This is a genomic window from Fulvivirga maritima, assembly GCF_021389955.1.
Lineage (GTDB): Bacteria > Bacteroidota > Bacteroidia > Cytophagales > Cyclobacteriaceae > Fulvivirga > Fulvivirga maritima.
In genome coordinates this window covers 2,932,866-2,949,524 of record NZ_CP089980.1, presented here as the reverse complement: position 1 = coordinate 2,949,524, position 16,659 = coordinate 2,932,866, and the positions used below count along the sequence as shown (strand labels likewise).

Annotated in this window: 17 protein-coding genes; 2 read left to right on the top strand and 15 right to left on the bottom strand. The window is 38.3% G+C overall.

Annotation, left to right across the window (positions count from 1 at the left end; translation table 11 throughout):
* From LVD15_RS12635 to mraZ, 5 genes are read right to left on the bottom strand one after another with little or no spacing between them, the layout of a single operon-like run.
* Positions 1 to 1,464 (bottom strand): UDP-N-acetylmuramoyl-L-alanyl-D-glutamate--2,6-diaminopimelate ligase, encoded by a 1,464-nt coding sequence (locus LVD15_RS12635; protein WP_233780681.1) that lies wholly within the window; start codon positions 1,462 to 1,464, stop codon positions 1 to 3.
* Positions 1,464 to 3,557, bottom strand: a complete 2,094-nt coding sequence (locus LVD15_RS12630; protein ID WP_233780680.1) for a PASTA domain-containing penicillin-binding protein — start codon at positions 3,555 to 3,557, stop codon at positions 1,464 to 1,466. Before LVD15_RS12630 ends, LVD15_RS12635 begins: the two co-directional genes overlap by 1 nt.
* The gene (locus tag LVD15_RS12625; protein WP_233780679.1) at positions 3,554 to 3,931 is read right to left on the bottom strand and encodes an FtsL-like putative cell division protein; all 378 of its coding nucleotides are present in this window, start codon (positions 3,929 to 3,931) and stop codon (positions 3,554 to 3,556) included. Before LVD15_RS12625 ends, LVD15_RS12630 begins: the two co-directional genes overlap by 4 nt.
* 2 nt (positions 3,932 to 3,933) lie before the next feature.
* A complete protein-coding gene (gene rsmH, locus LVD15_RS12620; RefSeq protein WP_233780678.1) occupies positions 3,934 to 4,836 on the bottom strand; it encodes a 16S rRNA (cytosine(1402)-N(4))-methyltransferase RsmH in 903 nt (300 codons plus the stop codon).
* Positions 4,837 to 4,879: 43 nt separating this feature from the next.
* Entirely contained in the window at positions 4,880 to 5,323 is a 444-nt protein-coding gene (gene mraZ / locus LVD15_RS12615; RefSeq protein ID WP_233780677.1) for a division/cell wall cluster transcriptional repressor MraZ, read from the bottom strand.
* Between the two features lie 422 nt (positions 5,324 to 5,745).
* On the opposite strand from mraZ, the gene mnmA reads away from it, so the two are divergent.
* On the top strand, positions 5,746 to 6,945 hold the full coding sequence (gene mnmA, locus LVD15_RS12610; RefSeq protein ID WP_233780676.1) for a tRNA 2-thiouridine(34) synthase MnmA: 1,200 nt from the start codon (positions 5,746 to 5,748) through the stop codon (positions 6,943 to 6,945).
* A gap of 43 nt (positions 6,946 to 6,988) precedes the next feature.
* On the opposite strand, the gene LVD15_RS12605 is transcribed toward mnmA, so the two are convergent.
* From LVD15_RS12605 to cmk, 8 genes are all read right to left on the bottom strand, one after another.
* Entirely contained in the window at positions 6,989 to 8,290 is a 1,302-nt protein-coding gene (locus LVD15_RS12605) for a pyridoxal phosphate-dependent aminotransferase (RefSeq protein WP_233780675.1), read from the bottom strand.
* Positions 8,291 to 8,298: 8 nt separating this feature from the next.
* Positions 8,299 to 8,871 (bottom strand): DUF502 domain-containing protein, encoded by a 573-nt coding sequence (locus tag LVD15_RS12600; RefSeq protein ID WP_233780674.1) that lies wholly within the window; start codon positions 8,869 to 8,871, stop codon positions 8,299 to 8,301.
* A gap of 79 nt (positions 8,872 to 8,950) precedes the next feature.
* Positions 8,951 to 9,562, bottom strand: coding sequence for an NADH:ubiquinone reductase (Na(+)-transporting) subunit E (nqrE, locus tag LVD15_RS12595; RefSeq protein ID WP_233780673.1), 612 nt, complete (start codon positions 9,560 to 9,562; stop codon positions 8,951 to 8,953).
* An 11-nt stretch (positions 9,563 to 9,573) separates the two neighbouring features.
* Positions 9,574 to 10,251: an NADH:ubiquinone reductase (Na(+)-transporting) subunit D gene (locus LVD15_RS12590; RefSeq protein ID WP_233780672.1), complete on the bottom strand. Its 678-nt coding sequence runs from the start codon at positions 10,249 to 10,251 to the stop codon at positions 9,574 to 9,576.
* A 36-nt stretch (positions 10,252 to 10,287) separates the two neighbouring features.
* Positions 10,288 to 11,007: an NADH:ubiquinone reductase (Na(+)-transporting) subunit C gene (gene nqrC, locus LVD15_RS12585; protein WP_233780671.1), complete on the bottom strand. Its 720-nt coding sequence runs from the start codon at positions 11,005 to 11,007 to the stop codon at positions 10,288 to 10,290.
* 28 nt (positions 11,008 to 11,035) lie between these two features.
* Positions 11,036 to 12,241, bottom strand: coding sequence for an NADH:ubiquinone reductase (Na(+)-transporting) subunit B (locus tag LVD15_RS12580; RefSeq protein ID WP_233780670.1), 1,206 nt, complete (start codon positions 12,239 to 12,241; stop codon positions 11,036 to 11,038).
* Between the two features lie 19 nt (positions 12,242 to 12,260).
* Entirely contained in the window at positions 12,261 to 13,625 is a 1,365-nt protein-coding gene (locus tag LVD15_RS12575) for a Na(+)-translocating NADH-quinone reductase subunit A (RefSeq protein ID WP_233780669.1), read from the bottom strand.
* A 111-nt stretch (positions 13,626 to 13,736) separates the two neighbouring features.
* Positions 13,737 to 14,438 (bottom strand): (d)CMP kinase, encoded by a 702-nt coding sequence (gene cmk, locus LVD15_RS12570; RefSeq protein WP_233780668.1) that lies wholly within the window; start codon positions 14,436 to 14,438, stop codon positions 13,737 to 13,739.
* A gap of 310 nt (positions 14,439 to 14,748) precedes the next feature.
* On the opposite strand from cmk, the gene LVD15_RS12565 reads away from it, so the two are divergent.
* Positions 14,749 to 15,036 (top strand): sll1863 family stress response protein, encoded by a 288-nt coding sequence (locus tag LVD15_RS12565; protein WP_233780667.1) that lies wholly within the window; start codon positions 14,749 to 14,751, stop codon positions 15,034 to 15,036.
* A gap of 40 nt (positions 15,037 to 15,076) precedes the next feature.
* Here the strand turns inward: LVD15_RS12565 and LVD15_RS12560 are convergent, their stop codons facing one another.
* Both LVD15_RS12560 and LVD15_RS12555 read right to left on the bottom strand, forming a co-directional pair.
* On the bottom strand, positions 15,077 to 16,099 hold the full coding sequence (locus LVD15_RS12560; RefSeq protein ID WP_233780666.1) for a glutamine synthetase beta-grasp domain-containing protein: 1,023 nt from the start codon (positions 16,097 to 16,099) through the stop codon (positions 15,077 to 15,079).
* A gap of 24 nt (positions 16,100 to 16,123) precedes the next feature.
* On the bottom strand, positions 16,124 to 16,651 hold the full coding sequence (locus tag LVD15_RS12555) for a hypothetical protein (RefSeq protein WP_233780665.1): 528 nt from the start codon (positions 16,649 to 16,651) through the stop codon (positions 16,124 to 16,126).
* Positions 16,652 to 16,659 lie beyond the last annotated feature (8 nt).

Here is a 16,659-nt window from a genome sequence, read left to right as displayed (position 1 = left end):
TCAGTTCGCAAATAAGTTTAACATTCTACCCAATACTTCCTTATCATCAAAAGGATGTTTTACGCCCTTTATTTCCTGATAAGTCTCATGCCCTTTACCAGCCACAAGTATTATATCATTCTCTCCGGCCATCATACAAGAGGTTTTAATTGCCTCTTCTCTATCGGTCATCACTATTGTCTTTTTATAGTCTACAGGACTTACTCCTTCCTGCATCTCTTTTATGATCTCTAATGGATCTTCGTCTCTGGGATTATCAGAGGTAAGGATCACCTTATCACTCCATTTACAAGCGATGGATGCCATTAAAGGCCTTTTTGTTTTATCTCTGTTTCCACCACAGCCTACCACGGTTATTACCTGCTCATTACCCGTGCGGAAATTACTGATAGTTTCCAGCACATTCTGCAGTGCATCAGGCGTATGCGCATAATCTACTATAGCGGTAATTTTAGCCGCAGATATCACCTGCTCGAACCTTCCTGGCGCTCCTTCTAATAATGACAGCTGAGTAAGCACATCATCAGCATCCTGCTCTAAAAGAATAGAAGTAGCATATACTGCCAATAGATTATAAGCATTAAAATCTCCTATGAGCCTGAACCAAACACTCTTATTATTAATGTCCATTTCCAAGCCCTGAATAGTGTTAGCTATAATCTTTCCTTTAAACTCAGCTACACTTTTAAGCGCAAATGTATTTTTAGATGCCTTTGTGTTTTGCAACATTATTCGGCCTCGTTTATCATCTACATTTACCAAAGCAAAAGCCGAAGCAGGTAAATCATCAAACAACTTTTTCTTGGCAGCTATATAAGCATTAAAGGTTTTATGATAATCCAGATGATCATGAGTGATATTAGTAAAAATAGCACCCGCAAACAGCTGCCCGGCAATACGCTCCTGATGTATAGCATGTGAACTCACTTCCATGAAAGCGTATTCGCATCCTTCATCCACCATTTTAGCTAAGAGCTCATTAAGGCTCAAAGGATCTGGCGTAGTATGAGAAGCCGGGATCACCTCTTCTCCTATTCTATTATTTACTGTAGAGAGCAACCCTACATGATAACCCATTTTGCTAAACAGGTTAAAAAGTAATGTAGCCACTGTGGTTTTCCCATTTGTACCTGTTACTCCTACCAGCTTTAGCTTAGTGGAAGGCTCTCCATAAAAGTTAGAAGCCATTAAACCCAAGGCCCGGCCACTGTCTTTCACCGCCACATAAGTAACGTCACTGCCAATAGCCTCCGGCATGGTTTCACAAACAATTACTTTAGCTCCTTTAGCTATTGAAGATCCTATGTAATCATGCCCATCAGACTGCGTTCCTCTCACTGCCACGAACAAAGTACCTTCCTTCACTTTTCTGGAATCAAAAGCAATATCATTTACTTCACGGCTCATGTCACCGGAGGTAGATGCTAAGGATACTTTATATAATATGTCTTTTAATATGGGCATTAACTCAATTCAATAGTTACTGTACTTCCTTTCAATGCTTTGCTTCCCGGGTATTGTGATTGTTTCACCACTCTACCTTTACCTTTTATATTTACTCTGAGGCCACAACTTTCTAGTAAGTAAATGGCATCTCTCAAAGTCATTCCTTTTACGTCAGGCACAAACTTAGAGCTCACCTGATTATCCTTCCATGAGATTGAATTTCCCTTCAACGCTGTAGTTACCCAATCTTCCTGACTGCTACCTCTATGGTTAGAAATTCCTAACTGATTACAGATCAGACTTAACTCCTCATAGTTTCCTGATTTTATCACAGGAAAGACATCTTTCTCTGCAATAAACTCTTTCGGCATAGCCTTGTGCATATCTATATCTCTGGAATAGATATTATCAGCTATTTCTTTAAATACCGGAGCAGCCACACTACTTCCGTACTGCTTCCAGCCTTTAGGGTTTTTAATCACCACTATGGCACTGTACTTAGGATCATCTGCAGGGAAGTAACCAGCAAAGGAAGTGATGTACTTCCTGGTATATCTTCCGTTTTCTAAGATCTGAGCAGTACCTGTTTTGCCTGCTATTTTATAATAGCTATTCCTAATATTTTGAGCTGTACCTCTTTCCACCACACCTTCAAGCATAATTTTAAGCTTACTCAAAGTCTCTTTTGAGCAGATCTCATTATTAAGCACTACCGTATTATATTCTTCTAAAACCTTATCAGCTCTTCTAATACTTTTCACCATAATTGGCTTGATTAACTTACCATCATTAGCCACAGCATTATACACAGCCAATGATTGAATAGGTGTAAGCTCCAAACCATATCCATACGCCATCCAAGGGAGAGTGATACCACTCCATCCTTTATCTGTTGGCCTTTTTATTTTAGGTATACCTTCTCCTTTTATCTGTAAACCCAATGGTTGAGATAAGCCCAGGTTATCGATATACTGCAAATACCTTTCTGGGTTAAGCCCGAAATATTTATCTACCAACTTAGCCATAGCCACGTTAGAAGACTTTTCAAAAGCTTGCTGCACGGTAATAGTTCCATAACCACCATGCTCATGATCTCGCACGGTATTATCATAAAACTTCAGTATTCCATCACCAGTATTTACACTGTCGTTTAAACTGATATTAGTGTCCTCCAGCAGGGCTATCATAGTAGCCAGTTTAAAAGTTGAGCCAGGCTCTCTTAGGCCACCTACTGCGTAATTATATCTTTCATAATAATACCCTTTACTACTTCTGCTTAAGTTAGATATGGCTTTTATTTCACCGGTTTTCACCTCCATGACCACTACCACTCCATAGTCAGCTTCATGATGTTCAAGTGCCTTCAGCAAAGCCGTTTCAGTAACATCCTGAAGATTAATATCTAAAGTAGTTTCTATATCATATCCGTTTTCTGTTTTTATATCATTACTATCAAAAAGTGGTTTTTCACCACCTCCTGCAAGCTTTTGATATAAAGCTTCACCATCTTTACCAGCCAGCTGCTCATTAAAACTATACTCTAAACCCGCTCCTCTCTTGTTTTCATTCACAAAACCAATAGTCCTTTTGCTGAGGTTAGCAAATGGATGAAATCTCTTATCCACTTTTTCAAAGATCACCCCACCTCTCAATTGTCCTTCTCTAAAAATGGGCCACTCAGACATCTTCTTTTTATCCTGATAACCAACCATTTTACGGTTAAGCCTCAGGTACTGTCGACCGTTAGATCTGGCATTTTTCAGCCTACGCTTATAGGTCTGTTTAGATTCATCTTTGAAAAATTTAGAAAGCATTAAAGCCAGAGAATCTACTCCCTGGTTAAAAACATCATCAGAAGCAATGGTAGCATCAAAAGCAAGCTTATAAAAAGGCAATGAAGTAGCAAGTAAGCTACCATTATCAGAGTAAATATTACCTCGAGTAGCCTTTACCTTCTTATACTTCACATTAATCTGCTCAGCCATTTCCTTCCACTTCTCACCTTGCGCAAACTGAATTACACCAGTTTTCACTACTATCGCAATAGCAAAAAGCGTTACCAAAAGGAACGCCACCCTAACTCTTAATAATATGGATTTCTTTATATTCACTTATCCTCGATCACTATTTTTTCAGGTGGTTGCAAACTCTCTTTCAATCCTAGCTTTTTTACATTTTTAGCTACTTCAGACTGTTTACTCGCAAACATATAATCTGCTTTGAGCGTGGTATAATCCGCTCTTAAATCCTCTACCTCTGTTTTTAATCTATCTATTTTTCTAACATTCTTTTCCGCATAGTGGCTGTTGCCGATGTAGAATATACCAATGGCCGTTACAAACAGCACATGTGGTAAATACTTTACCGGTAAGCCATGCTCAAAAGCCGTATCTATACGTACCCATTTCTCCAGTCTGGCGAAAATACTTCCCCTGCCAGTATCACTACTGTCTCCGTTCTTTATTCTATAGGTATTCGTTGCCATAACTATATTTTCCTTCCTATTCTCAATTTCGCACTACGCGCTCTATTATTTCTTTCTATCTCACTATCATCAGCCACAATAGGCTTTCTGTTTACAGGCTCCAATGGCCTGAGTACGTTCCCATAAAAATCCTTCTCTACCTCACCAGACATTTTGCCCTTAGCGATAAAGTTTTTTACCAACCTGTCTTCCAGCGAATGATATGACATCACTACGAGCCTACCATCTTCCGAAAGCATTTCCGCACTTTGCTCAAGAGCTTCTTCCAGCGCCTTGAGCTCCTCATTCACCTCAATGCGTATAGCCTGAAAAACCTGGGCATAATACCTATTTTCCTTGCCACGCTTGGTATACTTACTTAAAATCTCCTTCAGCTCATTTACTGTAGTAATTTCAGTATTAGTACGTCTGGCCACTATAGCCGCAGCCAGTGTTTTAGCATTCTTTACTTCGCCGTACATACCAAATATCTTATGCAGTTCATCCTGGCTATAAGTATTCAGCACATCTCTGGCACTCTTACTAGCCGACTGATCCATTCTCATATCCAGCTCCGCATCAAAGCGAGTAGAAAACCCTCTTTCCGCAGCATCTATCTGATGAGAAGAGATACCTAAATCAGCCAAAATACCATCTACAGATTTCACTCCATGCATTTTCAAATACCTTCTCAAATGCCTGAAGTTTCCTTCTATAAAGGTGAAAGACTCATTACTGATAGCATCAGCATTAGCCTTAGCATCCTGATCCTGATCAAAACTAAACAGACGTCCTCCATCTAGCTTGGCCAGTATAGCCTTGGTATGTCCACCACCACCAAAGGTCAAATCCACATAAACCCCGTTGGGCTTAATATTGAGTGCATCTATACACTCCGCCAACATTACCGGATCATGATAGCTCATTTATTCACAAATTGTAACCAAAAGCACAATTGCCTTTCGTTATTTAATCATCCAAATATTTTTGGGCTAGTTTCGAGAACTCAGCAGGATCACTTATCAGGTGCTCTTCATACCTCTCAGGATCCCATATCTCCACTTTATTACCCATACCTACCACCACAGCATCCTTTTTCAACCCTGCATAACTCAGCATCAACTTAGGTATGAGAAACCTCCCAGTATTATCAAGCTCAACTACAGAACTACCCCTGAAGAAGTTTCGCTGTAGCTTTCTATACTCCTCATTAAACTCATTCAACCCAGCGATTTTTGAGTAGATTTTTTTAAACTCTACCATGGGGTAAAGAATCAAGCAAGGCTCAAATCCACGACGCACAACTAACTCATTACCAGAAGTTTCTGGTAAGTTAGCTTTGATCTTTGCTGGTAAAACCAGTCTACCCTTAGCATCGATCTTGCACTCATATTCACTAGTGAAAAATGCCATTGTGGACGGTATGCTTGAATTCTAATAAACAAACATAAAAAAATATTTGACATATTCCACCACATTTCTCCACTTTCCACCACATTTTTACATTTTCTTACATCGAAGTTACAATGAAGTAACAAAGGGGTAATATGAGTGTTATTACTGGTTATTTAAAAGCAGCCTTAATCAGCTAAATAAGTTGATAAAATAACAAAAAATGCATTTAAGGGCATTTTGATAGGAAAAATAAACCGTGGGAGAAAGTGGGAGAAAAAATCCATTTTTCGAGATAGTGGAAGGAAGTGGGGAGAATATATCCAAAACCAAGACCCCATTTCTTCATTAAACTTTCTTTAAAGATTTCATCAAAATGCTAATCCCAATCAAACATATCCCGTTAGTAAACATACTAGTTAAAAATCTCCTAATTTTGTATTATGAAAAGAGTAGTAGTAGGAATGTCCGGTGGTGTAGATAGTAGCGTAGCCGCATATCTGTTAAAAGAGCAAGGCTATGAAGTGATCGGGATGTTCATGAAAAACTGGCATGATGACACTGTAACCATTAGCAATGAATGCCCATGGTTAGAAGACAGTAATGATGCTATGATTGTAGCTCAAAAGCTAGGTATCCCCTTTCAGGCTATCGACTTGAGTAAGGAATATAAAGAGCGTATAGTTGATTATATGTTTGATGAATATCAGAAAGGCAGAACGCCTAACCCTGATGTGTTATGTAATCGTGAAATAAAATTCGATATTTTTCTTAAGGCTGCTAAGCGTTTGAAGGCTGATTTTATAGCCACAGGGCACTATTGCAGAAAAGGTGAAGTAACTGATGCTAATGGCAATACCAGCTACCAACTTCTGGCAGGAAAGGATAAAAATAAAGACCAAAGTTATTTCTTGTGCCAACTAACGCAGGAGCAACTGGCTCAATCTTTATTCCCAATAGGGGAACTAGAAAAGCCAGAAGTAAGAAGGATCGCTAAAGAACAGGATTTGGTTACTGCTGATAAGAAAGATAGTCAAGGACTTTGCTTTATAGGTAAGGTAAGGCTACCTGAGTTTTTACAACAGAAACTGGAGCCTAAAAAAGGCGTAGTAGTTGAAATAGATGCTGAAGCTAATAATTATGCCTCCAACCCGGTAAACATACCACTAAATGGAGCTGAAACAGATACGCTTACTAAGCTATCTACAAGCTTCACTTACAATAAAGATGACGGGAAAGTAGTGGGAGAACATAATGGAGCGCATTACTACACTATTGGCCAAAGAAAGGGATTGAACATTGGAGGTACGCCTAAACCTTTGTTCATTATAGAAACAGATACTGAAGAGAACGTGATTTATACCGGACAAGGTGAAGACCATCCGGGGCTCTACAGAAAAGGACTAAAAGTAGCCACTGAAGATGTACACTGGGTGAGACCAGACCTTCAGTTAGCAGTTGGAGAAAGCAAAGATTTTGACGTCAGAATAAGGTATCGTCAGAACTTAGAAAAAGGCACTTTATATATGCGTGAAGATGGGCTATATGTCATCTTTGACACCCCTCAGAAAGCCATTGCTCCAGGGCAGTTTGTAGTCTGGTATGAAGATGAAGAACTAATAGGATCCGGTGTAATAGGATAATGAAAAAGGGAGGCTGAAACTTATCAACCTCCCTTTTCCATTTTTATGAATTCAAATATTCATTAATAGCATCTCTCAGCGTTTCGAAGGTATTCACCAACATTTCCTCATTCTCTTCCAATAGGGTGACTCTAAACCCAAGTAAATCAGATTGAAATGAAGATATCGGAACTATACAAATACCTTTAGTGGCTAATAGGTAATATGTAAACCTTTTATCATAATCCATTCCTGGAGTAATCCACTCTTGAAGAAGTTTTTTTATCCCTTCATTATCAGTTTGAAGCTCTTGCTTATCATTCAGCACATCATCTTCAAATAATATAGTGTTATAAAAAGCGCCTTTTGTCTCTATATATTTGATCCCTTTTACATCTTTCAATATCTCAGTGATCAACTTATTTCTTCTATATATCTGCTGATTCCGATCAATTATATATTCCTGATATTTAGGATGTGAAAACACCCTTGGAATGGCCATTTGAGGTAAAGTGGTAGAGCACACTTCAAGAGTTTTTGCATCTTCTAATGACTTACAGAAACTGTTAAACTGGCTATCCTTATCTCTATTATAGAATTCCATCCATCCACAGCGTGAGCCAGGCCAAGGCAACTCCTTAGATATACCCTTTAGAGATATTCCTGGTCTATCTCCAAGCATTTTCGCTAAAGGTAAGGTATGCATATTTGGCTGTGTAATAGCCATATAAATCTCATCACTAATGAGAAGCAGATCAAATTCTTCAGCTATTTTAACTATTTTCTCCAGATACTCTACAGGGTAAATCATACCGGTAGGATTATCAGGATTAATAATCAGTATACCTACTATGTTAGGATTATATTTTACCTTATTGTATAACTCTTCTAAATCTGGGTACCAAGAATTTTCATGATCCAGCTTATAAGTAAGGGCATTACTACTAGCATGAGCCGCTTCTGCACTTGAATGGGTAGAATAAGCCGGCGACGGCCCTATTATTCTAGAGGTTGGAGGTAAATATTGATACAGCTTAGAGATAGCATCTCCCAAACCATTAAAGAACAGCACATCATTCGCGGTAATTTGAACACCACCAAGTTTATTGGTTCTGTCTGCTAAAAATTCGCGTGTCTCCAAGACACCTTTAGAATGGCAATAGCCATAGCTTTTATCGATAGTTACCAGATCAGACACCACCTCTTTGATCCAATCAGGTATTTTTGCGTTTTTCTGAATCGGGTCCCCGATATTTTCCCAAGTTATAGGTACTCCACAGGCAGCTACCTGCTCAGCTTTTTGTACAATTTGACGTATTTCATATTCGAGCTTATTAGCTCCATCTGAAAGAAGTTTTCTACGCATAATATAATCTAATCTACCTTTTCATCTAAGCCAGAAACACCACCGGAAACTACGAATTTCATAGCATCGGCACCGTTCATATTCAAGGGCTTAACATGCATTTTATCTACAAGAAAATGATTTCCGGAAAAGTTATAAGAGTGAGGTAAATACACAGAAACATAGCCTGGCAGGTCGAGCATCTCAAGATCAGTTTGGGTGATAAATCCTATTTTCAGAATAGCACCCCCTTCAGTTAATGCTACCGTAACCGGCACATTAAACTTCTTCTGATCACCTACAAAAGCTCCTATTAAGTCTTTAATTGAAGTATAAATAATGTTAACCAAAGGTATTTTGACTAAATACTTTTCTAGCTGATCAAAGAATGGCCTTGTTATAAAGAAAGAAGCCAAATAACCTAAAAAGGTTATATTAACTATAATTATGACCAAGCCCAACCCTGGTATATTCACAGGTATGAGGCTATCCAGCCAATCTAATATTTCATAGATGATATATATAGTCAGGGCTAAAGGCACTACAAACACTAAGCCTCTGAAGAAATAAGACAAGAACCTGTTGAAGGTGAATTTACTCATATTTTTTTACTCTTATAACATAAAAAAAGGGGCTTCTGTAAACAGAAACCCCTTAAAGTTATTAAAATTTTGTTTCTATCTATAGAGCAATACCAATGAATGATTTAAAGGCTATACCCATTAAGCCAGTGATTAACATAGTAATCCCTAAACCTTTTAATCCATCAGGTACATTTGAATATTTTAATTTCTCTCTAATAGCCGCTAAGGCCACGATAGCAAGCATCCAACCAATTCCTGATCCAAATCCGTAAACGGCAGCTTCAGAAATAGTGTAATCTCTTTGAACCATAAATAGTGATGATCCTAAAATGGCACAGTTTACCGCGATAAGTGGTAAGAAAATACCTAAAGAACCATATAAAGAAGGAGAGAATTTCTCAATGATCATCTCTACTAACTGTACAATACCAGCAATAATAGCGATGAACATAATGAATTGTAAAAACTCAAGGCTTACATCAGAAAAGCCAGCGCCTAACCATGAAAGAGCCCCTTCTTTTAGTATATATTCCTGTAACAACCAGTTTACAGGTACTGTAATAGTAAGTACGAAAACTACAGCAGCTCCAAGACCAATAGCCGTAGATACCTTCTTTGATACAGCAAGAAATGAACACATACCTAAGAAGTATGCGAAGATCATGTTATCAATGAATATGGATTTTATTCCTAAACTAACTAATTCCATTGTTAATGTTTTTAATGTTCTACGTAACCTGTTTTGGACCTCTGTACCCATATGAGGATTCCCAGCACCATAAATGCACCAATAGAATCTACCATAAGACCATTAGTAGGGAAGTTATCCCAACCGATAGCTTCGAAGATTTTGAAATCAAGGATAGATCCTGAGCCAAATAACTCTCTAAAGAAAGCCACCGCCAAAATTACCCAAGCATAACCAAATCCGCTACCGAGTCCGTCTAATACAGAGTCATAAGGTTTATTAGCCATCGCAAATGCTTCAAGGCGACCCATTACGATACAGTTGGTAATGATAAGACCTACGAAAGCTCCTAATACTTTATACATATCATAGCTATAAGCCTTAAGCACTTCACTTACCAAGGTTACCAGAGTAGCAATTACTGCTAGTTGTACTATAATTCTTATCCTGTTAGGTACAAGGTTTCTTATTAATGAAATAATAAGGTTAGAAGCTGCAATTACGAAAGTTACAGCTATGGCCATAATAAGGGTTGGCTGTATTTTCACTGTTACCGCTAATGCCGAACATATTCCAAGAACCTGTACTGTAATTGGGTTATCTTCACTTAAAGGATCGGAAACCAGTCTTTTTCTCCTTTTCGAAAAAAGAGCTTCAGCAGGCTGCTTTACTACCGCTTCCTTTTTTTGTTCTAAAGTTTCAGTACTCATAATATTAAACTCTTCGTATCAAAAATATGGCTCTCATTAAAGAGTAGCCATTTCACCTGAATTAAGTTTTTCAAAATAGGCCTTATAACAAGAAAGATAATTCTTAAGCATAGCGTTAACTCCTTTTCCTGTTAATGTAGCTCCAGACATTCCATCTACTTCATGATCTGAAATATTAGTGTGTCCTTCACCTTTTAACATACTAACAGAAACCAAGTTCCCTTGCTCGTTAAAAATCTTCTTACCTACGTATCTTTGTTGAATTTGAGGAGTAGCTATTCTCGCTCCAAGTCCGGGGGTTTCTCCTTTGTGATCAAAAGATACACCCGCAATTGTGTTCAAATCATTCTCTATAGCTGCAAATCCCCAGATTTTATCCCATAATCCTGCTCCATAGATAGGTAAAATATAGGCATAAACCTCTTTACTTGCAGGATCCTTTCTGTATTTAAACACAGGATATAATCTATCTTCAGGCTTCTTTTTGTAATTTTTAAGAACATCAACATTCTCTGCCTGGATATCAGCACCTTTTTCATCTTTAGTAACTTCGTTACCACTATAATCTACTACTGTAGATTTGATGTGCTCATCATACATTTCCAAAATCTCATTAGGCTTCATAGCACTTAATTTTTCTCTGTCCATAACAGAAGACAAAATTTGAGTTTTGGTATCCAGTTCTATAGACTTCTTCTGAGCTGGAGCCAGCCCTTGAGAAGCAAGTGACAGCAGACCACCTACAATTACGGTCATTACTGCTGTGAATATTATTATATAAGCGTTAGACTGTCGCACGTTGTAACCTCCTTTTTTTATTAGCAATTACTACATAGTGATCAATTAGAGGAGCGAATACATTCATTAACAGAATGGCTAGCATAATTCCCTCCGGATAAGCTGGGTTAAATACTCGAATTACTACGGTAAGCATACCTATTAATAATCCGTATATCCATTTACCAGTTTCTGTATGTGCTGCAGTAACAGGGTCTGTAGCCATATAAACAGCTCCAAAAGCAAGACCACCTATTACTAAGTGATAGTGAGGAGGCATAGCCATATATTCGTTTACTGCTAATAGGTTTAATAACCATCCCATAGCATAAGCACCGCCAAATACACTTACCATTACTTTCCAGCTTCCTACTCCGGTTATTGCTAATATAACAGCTCCTATTAAACACATTAAAGTTGAGGTTTCACCAATACAACCTGGCATGAAGCCGAAGAACATATTAGAGAAGCTGAATATACCGTCAGCCCAACCTTGTCCGTATTGATTTAATGTTTGAACAAAACCTTCTCCGTTTTCTACTACCTGAGCTCCAATGGCTAAAGGAGTAGCTCCCGTGAATCCGTCTACCGCCTGGCTATTTTCTCCAATGTAAGTCCATACATCACCAGAAATCTGGCTAGGGTAAGCGAAATATAAAAATGCTCTGGCTGTTAAGGCTACGTTTAACACGTTCATACCTGTACCTCCAAAAGCTTCTTTAGCTATAATAACAGCGAATACAGTTGCTAATGCCACTTGCCATAAAGGAATATCTGGTGGCAATACCAAAGGAATAAGCATACCAGTAACAAGGAACCCTTCGTTTACAGGGTGTTGCCTTATTACAGAAAAAACGAACTCTACTCCCAAACCTACTGCATATGAAACCACAACGACAGGTAATACTTGTATTGCTCCTATCATAACCATGTCTCCTAATGAAGCATCTGGCTGACCTAAAGCAATAAAGTGCTGATAACCCACGTTATAGATACCGAATAACAGACATGGAATCAATGCGATGATAACAGTCATCATCAAACGCTTCATGTCTATCGCATCTTTTATTTGCGCACCTGTAGACCTAGTGGTATGATCAGGAGCGAAAAAGAAGGTTTCATGCGCTTCATATAAATAGTAAAACTTCTCCCATTTTCCTCCCTTCTCGAAGTGGGGCTTTACTTTATCTAGTGCATCTCTTAAAAATTTCATCCTATGAATCTATATTCTGTTAACTATATTGCATCAAATTAATTCCTTCTCTTATGATTTCCTGGACATCATGCTTAGACACATCCACAAACTCACAAAGAGCTAAATCTTCTTCGATTACTTCATAAATACCAAGAGCTTCCATCTCGTCAAAATCTTCTGCCAAGATAGCTTTCAGTAAATAGGTAGGAAGAATATCCATTGGTAATACCTTTTCAAACACTCCTGTTTGAACAAAAGCTCTAGGCTCACCTTTGGTATTGGTATCTAATACATATTCCTTTTTAGGATTAAGGAATGATAACAGACCGAAGGCTCTATGGAAACTCAATTTCTTTGTGGTAGGAAGTATCCATCCCAACATTTCATATTGATCTCCTTCTGGCAACACGGTAAGCAGGTTATCAAAGAAACCTAAGTGACCATCAAGCTCAATTCTAGTTCCGGTAAGAGCATTACCAGAAACGTATCTTACGTGATCATTTTTAAGGTTGCCTTCAACAAACTTCTTAATATTTGCTCCTGTATACGTTTTGTAGTATTGTGGTTTGGCTACTTCAGAACCAGCCACGGCTACTAAACGAGAAGCATCATGTTTACCTTCAAGGAAAAGTTTACCTATCTGGATTACGCCATAAGGAGTAACCGTCCAGGCTATATCACCTTTACTAATAGGATCTAAATGATGAATCTGCACCCCAACGTTACCTGCAGGGTGAGGACCAGAAAACTTATTGATTTCAGCATTTTTTACCTGTGAGAAAACAGGAGACACTTCGGCATCAGCATTCACGTTAACGTGAACCTGCCCGGTGGTCAGCTTTTTCAACACATCTACACCCGCCTGAAAATACGTTTCCTGACCTTTGAACAAGACATCAAAGTCAGGAGCTAGAGGGTGAGAATCAAATGCAGAGATAAAAATCGCCTTAGGCGTCTCTTCAGGGTCAGCTATTATTCCATATGGACGCTGAATGATATTGGGCCAAACACCACCTGTTAGAAGCTGTTCTACTGCATCTTCCTTAGAAATAGAGCTTAGCTCTGATGCAGAATACTTTTTAAAGCTTTCGTATTGGATTTCTTTATCAGCCAAAATAACAATCTCGAGGATCTTTCTCTTCGCTCCTCTTCTAACCTCTACCACTTCGCCACTTACAGGAGCTACGTGAAGAACCTTGTCATTTTTCTTATCAAAGAGAATGGGAGTACCTGCTTTTACAACATCACCCTCATTAACCTTTAATTTTGGCCTTAAAATACCTTGAAAACTCGTGGGCTTATACGCAAAAGTCTCCGGTTGTGCTACTTCCGCGATCTTCTTTTCAGCTTTGCCCGCCAGGTTGATATCAAACCCCTTTTTTAGCTTGATGAATTTAGACATGCTATACTTTAAGATTCAAATCTTATCTTTTAAAATCGAGGCAAAATTAACAATTTTTCCTACAATAAAAATTAATGTATTAATTTAAAACAAATAAAAATTAGCCCCTTTTTAGGCGCTAATTGTTTCTTTTTTCTCTTCCAATATCTTACCCAGAGCCAGTCTCACAATGTGGTCTACCTGTTCTTCTAAAGTAAGGAATGAACTATCTACTTCCACAGCATCGTCGGCTTTCCTTAAAGGACTCACCTCACGACTGCTATCTATTTTATCTCTTTTTTCCAGGTTACTGATAATCTCAGCAAGATCTACCAGCTGCCCTTTTTCCATTAATTCCTTTTGTCTTCTACCTGCCCTCACGTACACATCCGCCTCCATGAAGATTTTTAGCTCGGCATCAGGAAATACCACAGTACCTATATCTCGTCCATCCATCACTACTCCGCTCTTTTTACCGAGCTTCCTTTGCTGAGCCACCATAGCCTCCCTCACGGACTCTAAAGCACTTACTTGGCTCACATTTTCTGAGATATACATCTTACGGATCTCGCCTTCTACATTGAGACCATTAAGAAAAGTATCTGTTACTTTATCCTTATTATTTTGAAAAGTGATATCGATTTTTTGAAGGGCGTTTTCTACCTCTTTTTCATTGGTAAGACTAATATGATGCTGCTGAAAATATAATGTAACAGCTCTATACATGGCTCCTGAATCAATATAAGTATATCCTAGCTCTGCTGCCACTGCTTTAGCTGTGCTGCTTTTGCCGCATGCTGAATATCCATCAATAGCCAGTATTATTTTCTTCATATTAGCAATCTTTCATTGGGCATGGAATAGGCTTACCTCTCTTCAATTTACCATTGCGCTTGCTTGTAGCACATCCGGTAATCAAAAAGGCCATAAGCCCTATCATTAAAAAATATTTTGAAAACGTCTTTACCATCTGAGATACAAATATAAAACATAAAAGATTAGTTAAATAATCTGTAGGCCGCTTATTCTCATTAACATTTTGAGACAATTTTGCATTTAACCTTTTACGGAAGAATCCAACCACTTATACAACCTTGAAAAGCTGATTTTCGTTAGTAAATATAGGTCAAAAACAACTTATATTATGGAATCAAAAACTCAAGGTAAGGCTGAAAAAGTTTTTCAGGACATAGGAAAAGGCATAGATGAACTCATTAAGGATCTTCATAGAGCCAAAGAGAAAGCAGAAGTGGAGTATGAAGATGAGATCAATGAACTCAAACGAAATAAAGAGACCCTAAAATCGGAGTTCAATGATTTTAAAGAAAACAACAAAGACAAGTGGGATGAAGTAGAAAAAAGTCTGCATAATGCCGCTAAAGAAGTTCAAAATGCCTTAGAAGCTTTATTCAAAAAAAAGAAGGAGCACTAAGTCTCCTTCTTTTTTATGTTGTTAGGTTCAGAATAGTTACTTAAGCAGAAACTACTTCAGACGCTTTTTTTACCGTCTTCACAATACGAGCTGCAATTTTATAAGGATCACCATTAGAAGCAGGTCTTCTGTCTTCTAACCATCCTTTCCACCCATTTTCTACTGTAGCGATAGGAATTCTTATAGAAGCACCTCTATCAGATACTCCGTAGCTAAATTTGTCTATTGATTGGGTTTCGTGAGCACCAGTAAGTCTCTGATCATTATCAGCTCCATATACTTCGATATGCTCTTTCACTAACGGACCGAATGCTTCGCAGATAGTATCATAAGCATCTTTAGCTCCAGCAGTTCTTAATACGCTGTTAGAGAAGTTAGCATGCATACCTGATCCATTCCAATCTCCTTTTAATGGTTTTGGATGCCAGTTGATAGCCAAACCATATTTCTCAGCAGTTCTTTCAAGAAGATATCTTGCAATCCAAACCTGATCTCCTGCTTGCTCTGCTCCTTTAGCGAAAATTTGGAACTCCCACTGACCAGTAGCTACCTCAGCATTGATACCTTCTACGTTGATACCTGCTTCTAAGCAAAGATCTAAATGCTCTTCCACGATCTCTCTTCCATAGGCATTATTAGCACCTACAGAGCAGTAGTAAGGTCCTTGCGGACGAGGATAACCACCTGTAGGGAAACCTAATGGCAGGTTAGTAGAAGGATCCCACAAGAAGTACTCTTGCTCAAACCCAAACCAGAAATCATTGTCATCATCATCTATAAGCGCTCTACCGTTACTCACGTGAGGAGTTCCATCAGGGTTAAGCACTTCTGTCATTACCAAATAGCCATTTTTTCTATCAGGATCTGGGAAAACAGCTACAGGTTTCAATAAACAGTCAGATGAATTACCTTCTGCCTGTTGAGTAGAGCTACCGTCAAAAGACCACATAGGGCAGCTTGATAGCTTTCCATCAAAATCAGAAACAATTTTAGTTTTACTTCTTAGTGTTTGTGTTGGCTTGTAACCGTCAAGCCAAACGTATTCAAGTTTTGTCTTTCCCATAGTTTTTGAATTATTTAATATTTGTTACCATTCGATTTTCTTATCTTTTTCTTTTACTACCTCAGCTCTGAGCTCACTATTCAATCTATCAAGGTACTCCTCACTTTGTCTTGTTATTTTCTTTAGCAAGGTCTTTCTTCCCTTAAACTTCTCCTCTATTACGGGTTCCGTTTTTTCCTTTTCAAGCTCAAATTTGGCATATCTATTCCTAGTCATTGGGGTAAAATAAAAATCATATGCTGTGTACCTGAATTTTTCATCCTTCACCTCTATATCAATGGTAAAATCAAGTACTCCGGCAGGGCTGCCCACTTTGCCTACTAAGCTATTGATAATCTTAATATCTACGCTTATCTGTATTTTATCACTTACTATTTTTAACGCGTTGCTGTCATATAAATTATAAACCGCCTCCTTGAGACTGCTCTCCAGCACCTGCTTCTCAACCCCTGTGCAGGTCACCACCTTCTGATAGGTAATAGTATCAGTAGTACTACCATCAGCAGGCAAAAGTGTTAGAAAAGTGAGCAATATTACCGAAGTAAATGTCATATAATTTT

What these genes read in the sequence shown, in the direction of transcription:
- LVD15_RS12635 (WP_233780681.1), bottom strand. Translation starts at nt 1,464, where the DNA reads ATGCCCATATTAAAAGACATATTATATAAAGTATCCTTAGCATCTACC.
- LVD15_RS12625 (WP_233780679.1), bottom strand. Translation starts at nt 3,931, where the DNA reads ATGGCAACGAATACCTATAGAATAAAGAACGGAGACAGTAGTGATACT.
- rsmH (WP_233780678.1), bottom strand. Translation starts at nt 4,836, where the DNA reads ATGAGCTATCATGATCCGGTAATGTTGGCGGAGTGTATAGATGCACTC.
- mraZ (WP_233780677.1), bottom strand. Translation starts at nt 5,323, where the DNA reads ATGGCATTTTTCACTAGTGAATATGAGTGCAAGATCGATGCTAAGGGT.
- mnmA (WP_233780676.1), top strand. Translation starts at nt 5,746, where the DNA reads ATGAAAAGAGTAGTAGTAGGAATGTCCGGTGGTGTAGATAGTAGCGTA.
- LVD15_RS12605 (WP_233780675.1), bottom strand. Translation starts at nt 8,290, where the DNA reads ATGCGTAGAAAACTTCTTTCAGATGGAGCTAATAAGCTCGAATATGAA.
- LVD15_RS12600 (WP_233780674.1), bottom strand. Translation starts at nt 8,871, where the DNA reads ATGAGTAAATTCACCTTCAACAGGTTCTTGTCTTATTTCTTCAGAGGC.
- nqrE (WP_233780673.1), bottom strand. Translation starts at nt 9,562, where the DNA reads ATGGAATTAGTTAGTTTAGGAATAAAATCCATATTCATTGATAACATG.
- LVD15_RS12590 (WP_233780672.1), bottom strand. Translation starts at nt 10,251, where the DNA reads ATGAGTACTGAAACTTTAGAACAAAAAAAGGAAGCGGTAGTAAAGCAG.
- nqrC (WP_233780671.1), bottom strand. Translation starts at nt 11,007, where the DNA reads ATGACCGTAATTGTAGGTGGTCTGCTGTCACTTGCTTCTCAAGGGCTG.
- LVD15_RS12580 (WP_233780670.1), bottom strand. Translation starts at nt 12,241, where the DNA reads ATGAAATTTTTAAGAGATGCACTAGATAAAGTAAAGCCCCACTTCGAG.
- LVD15_RS12575 (WP_233780669.1), bottom strand. Translation starts at nt 13,625, where the DNA reads ATGTCTAAATTCATCAAGCTAAAAAAGGGGTTTGATATCAACCTGGCG.
- cmk (WP_233780668.1), bottom strand. Translation starts at nt 14,438, where the DNA reads ATGAAGAAAATAATACTGGCTATTGATGGATATTCAGCATGCGGCAAA.
- LVD15_RS12565 (WP_233780667.1), top strand. Translation starts at nt 14,749, where the DNA reads ATGGAATCAAAAACTCAAGGTAAGGCTGAAAAAGTTTTTCAGGACATA.
- LVD15_RS12560 (WP_233780666.1), bottom strand. Translation starts at nt 16,099, where the DNA reads ATGGGAAAGACAAAACTTGAATACGTTTGGCTTGACGGTTACAAGCCA.
- LVD15_RS12555 (WP_233780665.1), bottom strand. Translation starts at nt 16,651, where the DNA reads ATGACATTTACTTCGGTAATATTGCTCACTTTTCTAACACTTTTGCCT.